This is a genomic window from Micromonospora sp. CNZ297, from assembly GCF_007827625.1.
Window position 1 is genome coordinate 590,467 of sequence record NZ_VISU01000002.1, and the last position, 14,915, is coordinate 605,381.

At 74.1% G+C, this 14,915-nt stretch carries 14 protein-coding genes and 1 pseudogene; 7 read left to right on the plus strand and 8 right to left on the minus strand.

Annotated features, from left to right (window positions below; all coding sequences use genetic code 11):
• Nucleotides 1-80: 80 nt before the first annotated feature.
• Complete coding sequence (locus FB454_RS06185) at nt 81-1,550, minus strand: NAD(P)H-hydrate dehydratase (protein ID WP_030269389.1); 1,470 nt, start codon at nt 1,548-1,550, stop codon at nt 81-83.
• A gap of 216 nt (nt 1,551-1,766) precedes the next feature.
• Here FB454_RS06185 and FB454_RS06190 point away from each other — a divergent pair, with 216 nt between their 5' ends.
• Together FB454_RS06190 and FB454_RS06195 are read left to right on the plus strand one after the other, a co-directional pair.
• Nucleotides 1,767-2,069, plus strand: coding sequence for a type VII secretion target (locus tag FB454_RS06190; RefSeq protein ID WP_013288566.1), 303 nt, complete (start codon nt 1,767-1,769; stop codon nt 2,067-2,069).
• A complete protein-coding gene (locus FB454_RS06195) occupies nt 2,066-3,688 on the plus strand; it encodes an alpha/beta hydrolase (protein WP_145822627.1) in 1,623 nt (540 codons plus the stop codon). Before FB454_RS06190 ends, FB454_RS06195 begins: the two co-directional genes overlap by 4 nt.
• Before the next feature lie 140 nt (nt 3,689-3,828).
• Here FB454_RS06195 and glmS read toward each other — a convergent pair whose 3' ends face one another.
• The gene (gene glmS / locus FB454_RS06200; protein ID WP_013288568.1) at nt 3,829-5,742 is read right to left on the minus strand and encodes a glutamine--fructose-6-phosphate transaminase (isomerizing); all 1,914 of its coding nucleotides are present in this window, start codon (nt 5,740-5,742) and stop codon (nt 3,829-3,831) included.
• A 272-nt stretch (nt 5,743-6,014) separates the two neighbouring features.
• On the opposite strand from glmS, the gene FB454_RS06205 reads away from it, so the two are divergent.
• From FB454_RS06205 to FB454_RS06215, 3 genes are read left to right on the plus strand one after another with little or no spacing between them, the layout of a single operon-like run.
• Nucleotides 6,015-6,992 (plus strand): MmpS family transport accessory protein, encoded by a 978-nt coding sequence (locus FB454_RS06205; RefSeq protein WP_013473664.1) that lies wholly within the window; start codon nt 6,015-6,017, stop codon nt 6,990-6,992.
• A gap of 31 nt (nt 6,993-7,023) precedes the next feature.
• The gene (locus tag FB454_RS06210) at nt 7,024-8,211 is read left to right on the plus strand and encodes a pyridoxal phosphate-dependent aminotransferase (protein ID WP_013288570.1); all 1,188 of its coding nucleotides are present in this window, start codon (nt 7,024-7,026) and stop codon (nt 8,209-8,211) included.
• The gene (locus FB454_RS06215; RefSeq protein ID WP_145822628.1) at nt 8,208-9,314 is read left to right on the plus strand and encodes a beta-eliminating lyase-related protein; all 1,107 of its coding nucleotides are present in this window, start codon (nt 8,208-8,210) and stop codon (nt 9,312-9,314) included. The genes FB454_RS06210 and FB454_RS06215 overlap by 4 nt, the downstream gene beginning before the upstream one ends.
• 57 nt (nt 9,315-9,371) lie before the next feature.
• Here FB454_RS06215 and glmM read toward each other — a convergent pair whose 3' ends face one another.
• The 6 genes from glmM to FB454_RS06245 form a co-directional block, all read right to left on the minus strand.
• The gene (gene glmM, locus FB454_RS06220) at nt 9,372-10,727 is read right to left on the minus strand and encodes a phosphoglucosamine mutase (protein ID WP_013473666.1); all 1,356 of its coding nucleotides are present in this window, start codon (nt 10,725-10,727) and stop codon (nt 9,372-9,374) included.
• A 116-nt stretch (nt 10,728-10,843) separates the two neighbouring features.
• Nucleotides 10,844-11,308 carry a 30S ribosomal protein S9 gene (gene rpsI, locus FB454_RS06225; RefSeq protein WP_013288573.1) on the minus strand — a complete coding sequence of 155 codons (465 nt, stop codon included), beginning with the start codon at nt 11,306-11,308 and terminating at the stop codon, nt 10,844-10,846.
• 20 nt (nt 11,309-11,328) lie between these two features.
• Nucleotides 11,329-11,772 (minus strand): 50S ribosomal protein L13, encoded by a 444-nt coding sequence (rplM, locus tag FB454_RS06230; protein WP_013288574.1) that lies wholly within the window; start codon nt 11,770-11,772, stop codon nt 11,329-11,331.
• A 209-nt stretch (nt 11,773-11,981) separates the two neighbouring features.
• Nucleotides 11,982-13,349 carry an MFS transporter gene (locus FB454_RS06235; RefSeq protein ID WP_013288575.1) on the minus strand — a complete coding sequence of 456 codons (1,368 nt, stop codon included), beginning with the start codon at nt 13,347-13,349 and terminating at the stop codon, nt 11,982-11,984.
• Between the two features lie 122 nt (nt 13,350-13,471).
• The gene (locus FB454_RS06240) at nt 13,472-13,765 is read right to left on the minus strand and encodes a type II toxin-antitoxin system PemK/MazF family toxin (protein WP_030269379.1); all 294 of its coding nucleotides are present in this window, start codon (nt 13,763-13,765) and stop codon (nt 13,472-13,474) included.
• The gene (locus tag FB454_RS06245; RefSeq protein ID WP_030269378.1) at nt 13,755-14,012 is read right to left on the minus strand and encodes a DUF6364 family protein; all 258 of its coding nucleotides are present in this window, start codon (nt 14,010-14,012) and stop codon (nt 13,755-13,757) included. Before FB454_RS06245 ends, FB454_RS06240 begins: the two co-directional genes overlap by 11 nt.
• Before the next feature lie 178 nt (nt 14,013-14,190).
• Here FB454_RS06245 and FB454_RS06250 point away from each other — a divergent pair, with 178 nt between their 5' ends.
• Entirely contained in the window at nt 14,191-14,658 is a 468-nt protein-coding gene (locus FB454_RS06250; protein ID WP_145822629.1) for a helix-turn-helix domain-containing protein, read from the plus strand.
• Between the two features lie 163 nt (nt 14,659-14,821).
• Nucleotides 14,822-14,915 (plus strand): annotated as a pseudogene (locus FB454_RS06255) (IS5/IS1182 family transposase); the annotation flags it as partial.

Consider the following 14,915-nt stretch of genomic DNA (forward strand, 5'->3'; position numbering starts at 1 on the left):
TCCTCAGCCTACTTCCGTCAGTGATCATCAGCGCCGTGAGCCGAGCGGGCGGTGCCCGCCGCCACCGGGCGCCGCCCGGATCAGCCCAGCCGGGCCAGTACCGGACGCAACGCCGCGGCCACGTCGGGCGCGGTCACCGGACCGCCGCGCGCCGCCTCCCGCCCGGCCAGCCCGTGCAGGTACGCCGCCGCGGCGGCCGCCCGTTCCGGGGCCAGCCCGGCGGCGAGCAGCGAACCGAGCAGCCCGGCCAGCACGTCGCCGGTGCCACCGGTGGCGAGCACCGGGGTGCCGGTCGGGTTCACGTACGCGCGGCCGTCGGGCGTGCCGATGACCGTGCGGTCGCCCTTGAGCAGCACCACCGCGTTCATCCAGGCGGCCAGCCGCAGCGCGGCGGCGACCCGGTCGTCCCCCGGCATCTCGCCGCAGAGCCGGGCGTACTCCCGGTCGTGCGGCGTCACCACGATCGGCGCGTCCCGGCCGCGCAGCCGGTCGGCCAGCTTGCCGTCGACGAGCAGCGTCAGCGCGTCCGCGTCGAGCACCACCGGCACCGGCGCGGCGAGCACCGCGCGCAGCTCGGCGGCGGAGTCCTCGCCGGTGCCGAGCCCGGAGCCGCAGACCCACGCCTGCACCCGGCCGGCGTCGGCGACCCGGCCGGTGGCGATCACCGACGGATGCTGGTGCAGCACCTCGCCCTCGGCGCTACCGGCGTAGCGGACCAGGCCGGTGGGACCGGCGAGCGCCCCGGCGACCGAGAGCACGGCGGCGCCGGGGTAGGTGGCCGACCCGGTGGCGACGCCTACTACGCCCCTGGTGTACTTCTCCGACGACGCGCCCAGCGCCGGCCACCAGTCGGCCACGTCCGTCTGCTCGATCACCTGGAGCGCCGGCGTGCCGCGCAGCCACGGCGTCAGCCCGATGTCGACCAGCTCGACCTCTCCGGCCAGCTCGGCGGCCGGCCCGACGACCAGTGCGGGCTTGAGCGCGCCGAAGGCGACTGTCACGTCGGCGCGGACCGCCCGGGGCCGCCCGGCGTCGGTGAGCGGGACGTGGCCGGTGTCGACAGCGACGCCGCTCGGCACGTCGACCGCGACCACGGTGGCGCGCGTGCCGCCGCGCCCGCGCTGCCCGGTCAGGCTCGCGGCCAGCTGCTCGGCCGTCTCGCGGAGCCCTCCGGTGCCGCCGATGCCCACGATGCCGTCGAGCACCAGGTCGACCACAGCGGGCGGCCGGTCGGCCACACGGCCGCCGGCGGCGCGCAGGGCGGCCAGGCCCTCGGCGTGTGCCCGGCCCGGCGTGAGGAGCAGCGCTGTCACCGCCACGCCCCGGCGGGCCAGATGCGCGCCCGCGAACAGCGCGTCGCCGCCGTTGTCGCCGGACCCGGCGAGCACCAGCACCCGGGCGCCGTAGACACCGCCCCGGTCGGCGAGCAGCAACGCGCAGCGGCGGGCCAGCCCGGCCGCGGCCCGCTGCATCAGCGCGCCGGGCGGGAGGGTGGCCATCAGGCCCGCCTCCGCCGCGCGAACGTCCGCGACCCGCCACACCTGTCTCATGCCACCCCGCCCCGCTCGTCGCGCCGGCTCAGCATCCGCTCGCGGCTCCCCCGATCACGGCCTCACCCTACCGGCGGTACGCGCCCGGGACCGGCTGGCGAACAAGCCCTGTGGATAACCCGGACCGTTGTCCACAGGGGTCGGCGGCCACTGCCGGGTGCCGCCTAGCGTCCCGGTGTCCGGAGCCGGCCGGTGGCGCCGGGCGAGGGAGGGCACGTGGTGGAGAAACCGTTCGACGTCGACCCGGAGCTGCTGCGATCGGTGGCGCGCGAGCTGGCCGACGACGCGTACCGGCTGGGCCGCGGGCCGGGCGCGGCGCCGGAGTCGTTGCTGGTGGCGGCGCCGGACGGCTGGCGATCCGCGGTGGCGCTGACCGAACTGGAGTCAGCCGTGCGGCGCTGGTCCGGCGCGCTCGGCGCCCGGGTGGCCGACACCGCTCAGGCGTTGCGCCGCGGCGCGGACGGCTACGAGGCGGTCGACGAACGCGCCGCCCGCCGCCTCACCGGGGTGCTCCGGTGAACGACGGTCCGGCCGACGCCGTGGACGTGCCGGTCGGCTACCCGCAGCTCTGGCGGGCCGATCCGGGCGCCTGGTCCACCGCCGGGGCGGCGTGGCGGGGCCTCACCACGCCGGTACGGCAGCGCGCCGACGCGTTGACCGCCCGGATCGGCACGCTCCGCCCCGGGTGGTCGGGTGCGGCCTCGACTGCCGCGCAGCGGCGCATCGGGGATCTGCGCACCGATCTCACCGACGTGCTGCCCGCACTGGTCGAGGTCGACCAGGTGCTCGCCGAGTTCGGCGCCCGGCTGGGCGCGGCGAAGGCCCGGCTCGGCGCCGAGGTGGCCCGCGCCGAGTCCGGTGGCCTGCTCGTCGACCGCACCGGCGCGGTCCGGCCCGACCCGGCACGGCCGCTGGGGCAGACCGCGCCGGCGGTGGTCGACGCGCGGGCCGGGATCCGGGGCGCGCTGACGCTCGCCGGCGCCGCCGACCGGGAGGCGGCCGGCCGGCTGGCGGAGCTGACCACCGCTGCGGTACGCGGCTGGGTGAGCGTCCCGCCCGCGTGGCGGCCCGGTCCCGGCGCCGGGCCGGCCGAGGTGAGCCGCTGGTGGGCCGGCCTGAGCGCGGCCGAGCGGCGCTGGCTGGTGGGGCGGGAACCGGGCCGGATCGGGCGCCTCGACGGGCTTCCGGCCGCCGTCCGGGACCAGGCGAACCGGCTACTGCTCGGCGACCGGCGGGAGCAGTTGCTCGCGCGCCGGCTCGGGCTGCTGCACCCGCTTCCGGCCGGGCCGTTGGAGGCGTCCCGGCGGGTCCGGCTCGCCGCTGTCGAGGCGGCGCTGCGCGGGCTGGACGGGCTCGGCGAGCGGCTGGCCGCAGGCGGGGCGCCCCGGGCGTACCTGCTGGGGCTCGACCCGGCCGGCGACGGCCGCGCGGTGGTGGCGCTCGGCAACCCGGACCGCGCCGCCTCGGTGCTCACGTACGTCCCGGGCATGACCTCGGATCTCGCCGACGCGCCGGCCGAGCTGGGCCGGGCAGCACGGGTGTTGCAGCGATGCGCGGCGCTCGGGCCGGGCGAGGAGGCGGCGGCTGTGCTCTGGCTGGACTACGACGCGCCCGGCTTCCTCACCGAGGCGGCGGGCACCCGGCAGGCCGAGGACGCCGGCCCGGCGCTGCACCGGTTCCAGGACGGGCTGCGGGCCGCGCACGAAGGCCCACCGGCCCGGCAGACGGTGCTCGGGCACAGCTACGGCTCGCTCGTGGTCGGCACCGCCGCCCGCGACCACGGGTTGGGCGCCGACGCGCTGGTCTTCGTCGGCTCGCCGGGGGTCGGCGTCGACCACGCCGCCGAGCTGCGGATGCCCGCCGGTCAGGTCTGGTCGTCGACCGCGCCGGACGACGTGATCCGGCTGGCCCGCCCACCGGACGAGCTGGCCCGCCGCGCGCTGCTCGCGGGTACGCCGCTCGGTCCGGCGCTCGCCGTGCTCGACCCGCACGGCGAGCGACTCTGGTTCGGCGCCGACCCGAGCGCGCCGGACTTCGGCGGGAGGCGCTTCCCGAGCGCTCCGCACGGCCACACCGGCTACTGGGATCCGGACAACCCGGCGCTGGACGGCATGGCCCGGATCGTGCTGGGCCGATGACCGCCCGCGGCCCTCCGGCGACCGGTCCGCGGCCGTCCGGCGGCCGCCCGAGAGGCAGGCCGGAGACGACGCGGTCCCTCCACCCGTGGTGCGGGCGGAGGGACCGTGGACGAGAGCGGAGGGACCGTGGACGAGATCGGCTACTCGACAGTGACCGACTTGGCCAGGTTCCGGGGCTGGTCGACGTCGTGCCCGCGGGCGGCGGCGATCTCGGCGGCCAGCACCTGCAACGGCACCGTGGTCACCAGCGGCGCCAGCAGCGTCGGCGTACGCGGCACGTAGATCAGGTGGTCGGCGTAGCGGACCACCGCCTGGTCGCCCTCCTCGGCGATCACGATGGTGCGGGCGCCGCGGGCGCGGACCTCCTGGATGTTGGAGACGACCTTGTCGTGCAGCATGCCCCGGCCCACCGGGGAGGGCACGATGCAGATCACCGGCGTGCCCTGGTCGATCAGCGAGATCGGGCCGTGCTTCAGCTCGCCGGCGGCGAAGCCCTCGGCGTGCATGTACGCCAGCTCCTTGAGCTTCAGCGCACCCTCCAGCGCCACCGGGTAGCCCACGTGCCGGCCGATGAACAGCACCGTCGGCTCGGACTTCAGCTCGCGGCCCAGCTCACGGACCGGCTCGATACGGTCCAGCAGCTCCCGCAGCTTGCCCGGCATCTCCTGGAGCTGGGCCACCACCGCGCCCACCTCGTCGGCGAACTTGATGCCGCGCACCTGGGCCAGGTGCAGGCCGATCAGGTAGCAGGCGACGACCTGGGTGAGGAACGCCTTGGTGGAGGCGACGGCGATCTCCGGGCCGCCGTGGGTGTAGAGCACCGCGTCGGACTCGCGCGGGATGGTCGAACCGTTGGTGTTGCAGATCGCCAGCACGCGGGCCTTCTGCTCCTTGGCGTGGCGCAGCGCCATCAGCGTGTCCATCGTCTCGCCGGACTGCGAGATCACCACGATCAGCGTGGACCGGTCCAGCACCGGGTCGCGGTAGCGGAACTCGCTGGCCAGCTCCACCTCGCAGGGGATGCGGGTCCAGTGCTCGATGGCGTACTTGGCGACCAGGCCGGCGTGGTAGGAGGTGCCGCAGGCGACGATGAAGATCTTGTCGACGTCGCGCAGGTCCTGCTCGCTGAGGCGGACCTCGTCGAGGGCGATCTCGCCGGTCTCGGTGAGCCGGCCCAGCAGCGTGTCGGCGATGGCCTGCGGCTGCTCCTCGATCTCCTTGAGCATGAACCAGTCGTAGCCGCCCTTCTCGGCGGCCGACGAGTCCCAGTCGATGTGGAAGTCCGTGCCGCTCGCCGGCTGACCGTGGAAGTCGGTGATGTCGATGCTGTCCGGGGTGATCAGGACGATCTGGTCCTGCCCCAGCTCGACCGCGTCCCGGGTGTGCTCGATGAACGCGGCGACGTCGCTGGCCAGGTAGTTCTCGCCGTCGCCCCGGCCGACGACCAGAGGCGAGTTGCGCCGGGCGCCGACCACCGCGCCGGGGATGCCGGCGTCGACGGCGAGCAGCGTGAACGCACCCTCCAGGCGCGCGCAGACCACGCGCATGGCGGCGGCGAGCAGCGCCGGGCTGTCGGTCTCGCCGGCCGAGCGCAGGTCGGCCAGCGCGCGGGCGATCAGGTGCGCGGCGCACTCGGTGTCGGTGTCGCTGGCGAACTCGACACCCTCGTCCTCCAGCTCGGCGCGCAGCTTCGCGAAGTTCTCGATGATGCCGTTGTGGATCACCGCGACCCGGCCGTCCGGGGAGAGGTGCGGGTGGGCGTTGCGGTCGGTCGGGCCGCCGTGCGTGGCCCAGCGGGTGTGGCCGATGCCGGTGGTGCCGTCGCCGATGCCGATCGGGCTGGCGGCGCAGTCCTCGGGGTTGTCGGCCGCCCGCTCGGAGAGGACCTTCTCCAGGTTCGCGAGCTTGCCGGCCTTCTTCTCGGTCAGCAGCTCGTCCTCGCAGACCACGGCGACGCCGGCCGAGTCGTAGCCGCGGTATTCGAGACGCCGCAGTCCGTCAAGCACGATGCCGAGCGCCGGGCGCGCACCGGCGTAACCCACGATTCCACACATGGTCCGCAGCCTAACCGAGTTTCGCTCATCGTGCGTGCTCGGAAAGGCGGTTAACGATCACTGAACTTGAGCGAACCGAGCGCCGGGGATGCGATTACCGGACAAAGCACCATCCAGGTCGTTCCGCCCGTCCGGACCGGTTCGGGACGCGGGGCGCGGACCGCCGGCCGGGACCGCACGGCTGGTCGCCACCGCCTACATTGAGGCCGGGCGCCGTCCCCCGGCCCCACCGTTCCGCGGTCGTCCGCGCCGTACCCCTGTGAGCTGAGCCCATGTCCGAGACGACCCCCGCCCCCGAACCGGCCTCCGGACCGAGCGACCCGACCGCCGCGCCGGCCACGCCGCAGCCCTCGTCCTGGACGCCGCCGGACCCGTTGGCCGCCCCGCAGCCGTGGACGCCGCCCGCGCCCTGGTCGCCGCCCCCGGCACCGAGCCCGTGGGCGGCAGCCGGCCCGGAGAGCGCGTCCGGAACCGACCCGGCCTCGTCCCCGAGCGGCACGGGCCGGCCGGTGGGCGAACCGGGGTGGGCGGCTCCGGCCGACCCGGCCGCCACGCCACGCCCGGCCGTCCCACCGGCCTCCGGCGATCCGCAGGCCCCAGGCTTCCCGGCCACGCCCGGCTGGCCGTCCCAGCCCGGCGTCCCGGACTTCTCGGCACAGCCGGCCTGGACACCGGGCGCCTACCCGCCCGGCCCTCACAAATCCGGGTCCTACCCGCCCGGGCCCTACCCGCCGCCGTACGCGTATCCGGGCATGCCGCCGCGCCGCAGCGGCGGCGGCTGGGTGGCCGGTCTGGTGATCGGCATCGTCACCGTCCTCGCGCTGATCGTCTGCGGCTGCGTCGGGCTGTCCTTCCTCGGTCGCTCCATGACCGACGGGACGGCCTCCGGCGACCGGTACGACGGGCCGCTGTACGGCGAGCCCGACGGATGGGCCGACGAGCCCACCGGTCCCCCGGCCCGACCGGTCACCACCCCGTCCGGCGGACCCGGCAGGTTCACCGTCCTGTACGAGGTCACAGCCACCGACGGCGAGGCGGAGGTGCAGTTCTACGACGCGGACGCGAACTTCCACCAGCCCGGCGCCGTGGACACGCCCTGGCGGCTGAGCCTCACCGCGAACGACCGCGAGCGGGTGCAGATCATCGCGAGCCCCGTCGAGTCCGGCGAGGTGACCTGCCGGATCACCGTCAACGGCAAGGTCGTCTCCACGGACTCGGGCGAGTACGGCGCGACCTGCTTCGGCTGGTGAGCGGTCGGCGGCGGGCCGTAGGCTGGCCGCCGTGACGACGACCGATCCCCTGGTGGCCCGGATGCGGCCGTTCGGCACCACCGTCTTCGCCGAGATGTCCGCGCTGGCCGTGCGCACCGGCGCGGTCAACCTCGGGCAGGGCTTCCCGGACACCGACGGCCCGCCGGAGATGCTCGCCGCCGCGGCCGAGGCGCTGCGTACCGGCCACAACCAGTACCCGCCCGGCCCGGGGATCCCCGCGCTGCGCGCCGCCGTCGCCGGGCACCAGCGCCGGTTCTGGGGCCTGGAGTACGACCCGGACGGCGAGATCGTCGTGACGGCCGGCGCCACCGAGGCGGTCGCGGCGAGCATCCTCGCGCTCTGCGAGCCGGGTGACGAGGTGATCTGCTTCGAGCCGTACTACGACTCGTACGCCGCCTCGATCGCGCTCGCCGGCGCGGTCCGCCGCCCGGTGACGCTGCGGCCCGGCCCCGACGGCAGGTACGCGTTCGACCCGGACGAGCTGCGCGCCGCGTTCGGGCCGCGTACCCGGCTGGTGCTGCTGAACTCGCCGCACAACCCGACCGGCAAGGTCTTCACCGCCGACGAGCTGACGACGGTGGCCGAGCTGTGCCGGGAACACGACGTGTACGCGGTCACCGACGAGGTCTACGAGCACCTGGTGTTCACCGACGCTGCCGCGCCACACGTACCGCTGGCCACGCTGCCGGGCATGCGGGAGCGGACGCTGCGCATCTCGTCGGCCGGCAAGACGTTCTCCTGCACCGGCTGGAAGGTCGGCTGGGTGAGCGGCCCCGCGCCGCTGGTGGCGGCGGTGCTGCGGGTGAAGCAGTTCCTCACGTTCGTCAACGCCGGGCCGCTGCAACCGGCGGTGGCTGTGGCGCTCGGGCTGCCGGACGCGTACTTCACCGGGTTCCGGGACGACATGCAACGCCGCCGGGACCAGCTCGCCGCCGGGCTGGCCGACGCCGGGTTCGGCGTGCTCGCGCCGGAGGGCACCTACTTCGTCACCGCCGACGTCACGCCGCTGCGCGGCCGGGACGGGGTGGAGTTCTGCCGGGCGCTGCCGGAGCGCTGCGGCGTGGTGGCGGTGCCGACGCAGGTGTTCTACGACGACGTGGAGGCCGGGCGCCGGCTGATCCGGTTCGCGTTCTGCAAACGGCCGGAGGTGCTGGCCGAGGCGGTGACCCGGCTGCGCCGGCTCCGGGCGGACGGATGAGCGACGAGCAGGCCACGCGGCTGCGCCGGTTCACCGCCCAGCGCGGCTGCGACACGATGCTCTCCGGCGTACGCCCGGCCTCCGTACGGGAACAGCTCGCCGCGCTCGATCAGGTGGCCGGGGACGACCCGCCCGACCTGTACGGCGAGGGCGGGCCGGTGGCGGAGCTGGAGCTGCGGGTCGCCGAGCTGCTCGGCGCGGGGGCTGCCGCGTTCTTCCCGTCGGGCACGATGGCGCAGCAGGTGGCCATGCGTCACGGGGCGGAGCTGACCGGCCGCGCCGGTGTCGGCCTGCACCCGCTCAGCCATCCGCTGACACACGAGCGGGACGCGTACGCGCTGCTCGCCGGCGTACGCGCGGTGCGCACCACGAGCGCGCCGCGCAACCCGGCTGCCGACGAGGTGGCGGCGCTCGACGAGCCGATCGGCACGCTCTTCCTGGAGTTGCCGCTGCGGGACGCCGGGTTCGTGCTGCCGACCTGGGACGAGCTGGTGGCCGTCGTCGCGGCGGCCCGCGCCGGCGGTGCCCGGGTGCACTTCGACGGGGCCCGGCTCTGGGAGTCGTCAGTCCATCTGGGCTACTCGCCGGCCGAGATCGCGGCGCTGGCCGACAGCACGTACGTCTCGTTCTACAAGTCGCTGGGCGGCATCTCCGGTGCCGCGCTGGCCGGCGACGCGGACCTGATCCGGTACGCGCGTGCCTGGCGGCACCGCTACGGCGGCACGCTGTTCCAGCAGTGGCCGGCGGCGCTCGCAGCGCTCGCCGGGCTGACCCGGGAGCTGCCCCGCCTCCCCGGGTACGTGGTGCACGCCCGGGTGGTGGCCGAGGCGCTGGCCGCCCTGCCCGGCGCCCGGGTGTACCCGGCGCCGCCGCACACCCACCAGTTCCGGTTCTGGCTGCCGTACCCGGCGGCCGTGCTGGACGCGGCGAACCTGGCGCTGGCCGAGGAGGAACGCGCGTGGTTCGTCGGCGGCTGGCGGGACACCGAGGTGCCCGGGCTGGCGCTGGCCGAGGTGACCGTGGCCGGGCCGGCGCAGGAGCTGGACGCCGGCGCGGTGGCCGACCTGGCCGCCCGCTTCCTGCGCCGGGTCCAGGCGAACTGACCGCCGCGTCCGGCCGAGCTGACCGGCGAGGAGGAAGAGCAGGCGGCCCCGGGTCGGTCAGGCGACCGGGCTGGCGGTGCGGACCTGCTCGGCGATGCGCTCGGCGACCTCGCGCGCGGTGTCCTCGGTGGCCGCCTCGACCATGACCCGCACCAGCGGCTCGGTGCCGGACGGGCGCAGCAGCACCCGGCCGGTCTCACCCAGCTCCGCCTCGGCGCGCTCGACCTCGGCCCGGACGGCCGGTGCGGCGGCGCCGACGGTACGGTCGCCGACCGGCACGTTGATCAGCACCTGGGGCAGCTTGGTGACCACGGCGGCCAGCTCGGCCAGCGAGGTGCCGGTGGCGGCCATCCGCGCCATCAGGTGCAGGCCGGTCAGCACGCCGTCGCCGGTGGTGGCGTACGCGGGCAGCACGATGTGGCCGCTCTGCTCGCCGCCGAGCGCCAGGCCGGAGGCGCGCAGCTCCTCCAGCACGTACCGGTCGCCGACCTTGGTCTCGACCAGCCGGATGCCGTGCTCGGACATGGCCAGCCGGAGACCGAGGTTGCTCATCACTGTGGCGACCAGGGTGTCCTGGGTCAGCTCGCCGGCGTCCCGCATGGCCAGCGCGAGGATCGCCATGACCTGGTCGCCGTCGACCTCGTTTCCGTCGGCGGTGACCGCGACGCAGCGGTCGGCGTCGCCGTCGTGGGCGATGCCGAGGTGGGCGCCGTGCTCGACCACCGCGGCGCGCAGCGCCTCGATGTGGTTCGAGCCGCACTCGTCGTTGATGTTGAGCCCGTCCGGCTCGGCGTGGATGGCGATCACCTCGGCGCCGGCCTCCCGGTAGGCGACCGGTGCGACGTCGGCGGCCGCGCCGTTGGCGCAGTCGACCACGACCTTGATCCCGTCGAGGCGGTGCGGCACGGTGCCGACCAGGTGCTGCACGTAGTGGTCGGCGCCGTCGAGCAGGTCGTGCACGCGGCCGACACCGGCGCCGACGGGGCGCTTCCAGGCGGTGGTGGCGTTCGCCTTCACCGCCTCCTCGATCCGCATCTCGATCTCGTCGGGCAGCTTGTGCCCGCCGGCGGCGAACAGCTTGATGCCGTTGTCCGGCATCGGGTTGTGCGAGGCGGAGAGCATCACGCCCAGGTCGGCCTTTGCTTCGGCGGTGAGGAACGCCACCGCCGGGGTGGGCAGCACGCCGACCCGGACCACGTTGGCGCCGGCGCTGGTGAGCCCGGCGACCACCGCCGCCTCCAGCATCTCGCCGCTGGCCCGGGTGTCCCGGCCGACCACCGCGAGCGGCGGATGGCTCTTGTCGGTCTCGGCCAGCGTGTGGGCCGCGGCCACCGCGACCGCAAGCGCCAACTCCGGGGTGAGATCCGCGTTCGCCCGCCCGCGTACGCCGTCCGTGCCGAACAACCGGCCCATACCCGCCAACCTCCGTGGAACTGCCGATGAGAGGAGAAACGCGGAACGGCCGGTCCGCCTCCCGGATGGGGGAGGCGAACCGGCCGTCCGTCAGAAGTACAAGACGCTTGTGGTGATCAGCGCTTCGAGTACTGGGGAGCCTTGCGGGCCTTCTTGAGGCCGTACTTCTTGCTCTCCTTGACCCGGGCGTCACGGGTCAGGAAGCCGGCCTTCTTCAGGGCCGGGCGGTCGTCGGGCTCGCTGACGATCAGCGCCCGGGCGATGGCGAGCCGCAGCGCGCCGGCCTGGCCGGTGGTGCCGCCGCCACGCAGGTTGGCGATCACGTCGAACGCCTCGGGCTTCTCGGCGGTGACCAGCGGGTCCTTGATGAGCTGCTGGTGCACCTTGCTCGGGAAGTAGGCCTCGAGGTCGCGGCCGTTGCAGGTGATCTTGCCGCTGCCCGGGATGATCCGGACCCGGACGATGGCTTCCTTGCGCCGACCCACGGTCTGGATCGGGCGGTCACCACGGGGCGCGCGCGCGACGGGCGCCGGCGCCTCGGTGGCCTCGGGGGCGACCTCGGTGGCGGTGATGTCGGTCATGCTGCTTCCTTCGCCCGCGCTCACTGCGCGATCTGCTTGATCTCGAACGGCACCGGCTGCTGCGCGGTGTGCGGGTGCTCGGCACCGGCGTAGACCTTCAGCTTCTTGAGGAGCTGACGGCCCAGCTTGTTGTGCGGGAGCATGCCCTTCACGGCCAGCTCGATGGCCCGCTCGGGCCGCTTGGTGAGCAGCTCGTCGTAGCCGACCCGCTTCAGGCCACCCGGGTAACCGGAGTGGCGGTAAGCGACCTTGGTCTGACGCTTGTTGCCGGTCAGCGCGACCTTGCCCGCGTTCACGATGACGACGAAGTCGCCCGTGTCGACGTGCGGCGCGAAAGTCGGCTTGTGCTTGCCACGCAGGAGCGTGGCGGCGTGGGTCGCCAGGCGGCCCAGCACGACATCAGAGGCGTCGATGACGTGCCACTGACGCTCGATCTCACCCGGCTTCGGGCTGTACGTACGCACAGGTCTACCTTGTCTCGTCGTCGGTCTGGGGTCGCGCGCCGAGGTGACCAGGAGTACCCAGCCGGACCAGCGCGCACGAACGACCAAGCGTACCTGATGCGGCACGCCTAAGAATGTCGTACAACAGCAGGCAACGATACCCGGCCGCCCGGCGGCAGGTCAAAACGGGGTCGCGCCGCGCGTGGCCTGCGGGTTCGTCATGGCACAGGTCACACGCCGACCAGGGTACGCGGTCCGGGACGCAGGTAGACCACCCAGGTGACCAGGAAGCAGAGCGCGTACCAGCCGATGAAGGCCAGGTAGGCGGCATCAGCAGTGCCGGAGGCCAGGAACGACTGCCGGAACGCCACGTTCACCAGCACCCCGCCCGAGGCACCGACCGCCCCGGCGATGCCGATCACCGCGCCGGCCAGCCGCCGGGCCCGCCGCTGCGCCGCCTCCGGGTCGCCGGTCAGCTCGCTCTCCGCGACGGCCCGGGCCCGGAAGATCGCCGGGATCATCTTGTACGTCGACCCGTTGCCGATGCCGGAGAAGACGAACAGCGCCAGGAACCCGGCCAGGTAGAGCGGGAACGACTTCTCCCTGGCGGCGTACAGCACCAGCCCGGCCCCGGCGGCCATCGCGACGAAGTTCCAGAACGTGACCCGCGCCCCGCCCAGCCGGTCGGCGAGCTGACCGCCCACCGGCCGGATCAGCGACCCGATCAGCGGCCCCAGGAAGGTCAGCCAGGCGGCGTCGACGGGCGTCGGGAACCGGTCGTGGAACTGGAGCTGGAGCACCTGGCCGAAGGCGAACCCGAAGCCGATGAACGAGCCGAACGTGCCCACGTAGAGCAGCGACATCACCCAGGTGTGCGGGTCGCGGGCCGCCGCGCGCAGCGCGCCCGGCTCGTTGCGCGCCCCCGGCACGTTGTCCAGCCACCGGGCCGCGGCCAGCGCGGCCAGCACGATCAGCGGCAGGTAGACCGCCGGCACGAGCCGGGGGTACGCGGCGCCGGCGGTCGCCAGCACCGCCAGCCCCACCAGTTGCACGGCCGGTACGCCCAGGTTGCCGCCGCCGGCGTTGAGCCCCAGCGCCCGGCCCTTGAGCCGCTCCGGGAAGAACAGGTTGATGTTCGCCATCGACGAGGCGAAGTTGCCGCCGCCGACGCCGGACAGGCAGGCCAGCACCATCAGCGTGGCGTACGACACCCCGGGCTCGATCAGCACCGCCATCGGCACCGCCGGCACCAGCAGCAGCAGCGCGCTCACGATGGTCCAGTTCCGGCCGCCGAAGCGGGCCACCGCCAGCGTGTACGGCAGCCGCAGCACCGCCCCCAGCGCGGCCGGTACGGCGGTGAGCAGGAACTTCCCGGCCGGGTCGATGCCGTACTCGGGGCCCAGGAACAGCACCGTGACGGACCAGAGGCTCCACACCGAGAAGCCGACGTGCTCGGCGAAGATCGAGACGTACAGGTTGCGCCGGGCGACCCGGGCGCCACCGGCCGCCCAGAACGCCGGGTCCTCCGGCCGCCATTCGGTGAGCCGGCCGGCGGTGGCGGCCGGGGGCGTGGTCGGTGCGGAAACGAGCGTGCTCACGGGCGACTCCTCCTCGTCGATGACGAGGCGACGCTCTCAGCCCGTGGTTTCCCCGGCGTGCCCCGCACGCGTCGGCCCGGCAACGGAGATCGCACGTCCGCCGGACGGCGCCGGTGAGGCGGTCACAGCTCCTGGAGGATCCGCAGCGCCCGGCCGACCCGCTGCATGGTCTCGGTGTCCGCCACGTCCACGCACTCGGTGAACCACTTCTTCATCGGCGAGGAGATCCGGTCGGGCATCACCACGTACGCGCCCATCGGCACGGCGAGCGGCGAGTCGCGCAGCAGCGACTCCTCGACCACCTCGGCCACGATCACGATCGGTACCGCAGTGGCGTTGTAGACGTCGGAGCTGATCACCAGGCCGAACCGCTCCCGGGCGCCGGAGATGCGCCAGACCTCACCCCTACGCAGCACGCGGACGCCCGCCGAACAGGGCGTCGTCGACGAGCGCGACCTCCTGGGCGTCGGCCAGGGCGGCGGCTTCCAGGTCCAGGCCGGCACGGCCGACCGCGTCGGCGTGCGCGGTGAAGACCTCGCGCAGCGCCTTCTCCCGGGCGGCCTGGTCCATCCAGGCGGAGAGGGAGAGCCCTTCCCGCTTGGCGAACCGGCGCGCCTCCTCGATCGTCTCGTCGGAGAACGACAGCGTCACTTTGGCGGTCATGCCGGGAAGACTACCCATCGGTATGACCGCCAGTCATCCTCGTCCCCGCCGATCGCGGAATCGGACACCTGCAGGTGAAACAAGCGAATCCGGTTGCGGATATTGCACTTGGGGGCGACGATAGAGCAGGTCCGAACGGCTGGGACGACACAAGCCGCATCTGCCACAGGGAGCCGTCATGAGCCTCAGCACCGGCATGGCCGCCTCGGTCATGCCCACCGAGGAAGCGGAGCGCCAGAAGGCGGCCGCCATGGAGGAGTTCCTCGTGCGGCACCCCCTCGCCGCGGGCGGAGGCGTGGCCCGCCTCGTCTCGGCGGACGGCGAAGAGGTCGAGGTGCCCGCCCAGATGTTCGACGTCCTCCATCAGATCTCGGCGATGCTCGCCCGCGGCGACGGCGTCGCGATCAGCGCCATCTCCCGCGAACTGACGACGACCGAGGCGGCGAAGCTGCTCGGCATGTCCCGCCCCACACTCGTTCGCCTCCTGGAGAACGGGTCGATCGCGTCCCACCGGGTCGGCAGCCACCGGCGCCTCTTCCTCCGCGACGTCCTCGCATTCCGGCAATGGCAGATGGAGGAGCGACGGAAGTCGTACGAGGCCTTGATGTGGGAATCCGACGCGCTGGGTTTCACCGACGACGTGTAGTTCCGGGCCCGGCCAGGGGGCGCTGGGTAGGGTGTCCACTGAGCCATTTTCATCGTGACGGCGCAGGTCACGGGCGGTGTGGGAGGCCGGTGTCCAGGTAGGACGAGGCTCCCGGTAAGACAGCAATCGACCAAGATCAGATGCCCCAACCGGGAGCCTCGCTGTGCTGTCTTACCCTGCCGCGATTCCGTTGTCCACCCGCAGCCTGAACCACCTCGCCGCCCTCATCCGAACCCGCCGCCAGCAGCAACGGTCTC

What these genes read in the sequence shown, in the direction of transcription:
- FB454_RS06185 (WP_030269389.1), bottom strand. Translation starts at nt 1,550, where the DNA reads ATGAGACAGGTGTGGCGGGTCGCGGACGTTCGCGCGGCGGAGGCGGGC.
- glmS (WP_013288568.1), bottom strand. Translation starts at nt 5,742, where the DNA reads ATGTGTGGAATCGTGGGTTACGCCGGTGCGCGCCCGGCGCTCGGCATC.
- FB454_RS06205 (WP_013473664.1), top strand. Translation starts at nt 6,015, where the DNA reads ATGTCCGAGACGACCCCCGCCCCCGAACCGGCCTCCGGACCGAGCGAC.
- FB454_RS06215 (WP_145822628.1), top strand. Translation starts at nt 8,208, where the DNA reads ATGAGCGACGAGCAGGCCACGCGGCTGCGCCGGTTCACCGCCCAGCGC.
- glmM (WP_013473666.1), bottom strand. Translation starts at nt 10,727, where the DNA reads ATGGGCCGGTTGTTCGGCACGGACGGCGTACGCGGGCGGGCGAACGCG.
- rpsI (WP_013288573.1), bottom strand. Translation starts at nt 11,308, where the DNA reads ATGACCGACATCACCGCCACCGAGGTCGCCCCCGAGGCCACCGAGGCG.
- FB454_RS06245 (WP_030269378.1), bottom strand. Translation starts at nt 14,012, where the DNA reads ATGACCGCCAAAGTGACGCTGTCGTTCTCCGACGAGACGATCGAGGAG.
- FB454_RS06250 (WP_145822629.1), top strand. Translation starts at nt 14,191, where the DNA reads ATGAGCCTCAGCACCGGCATGGCCGCCTCGGTCATGCCCACCGAGGAA.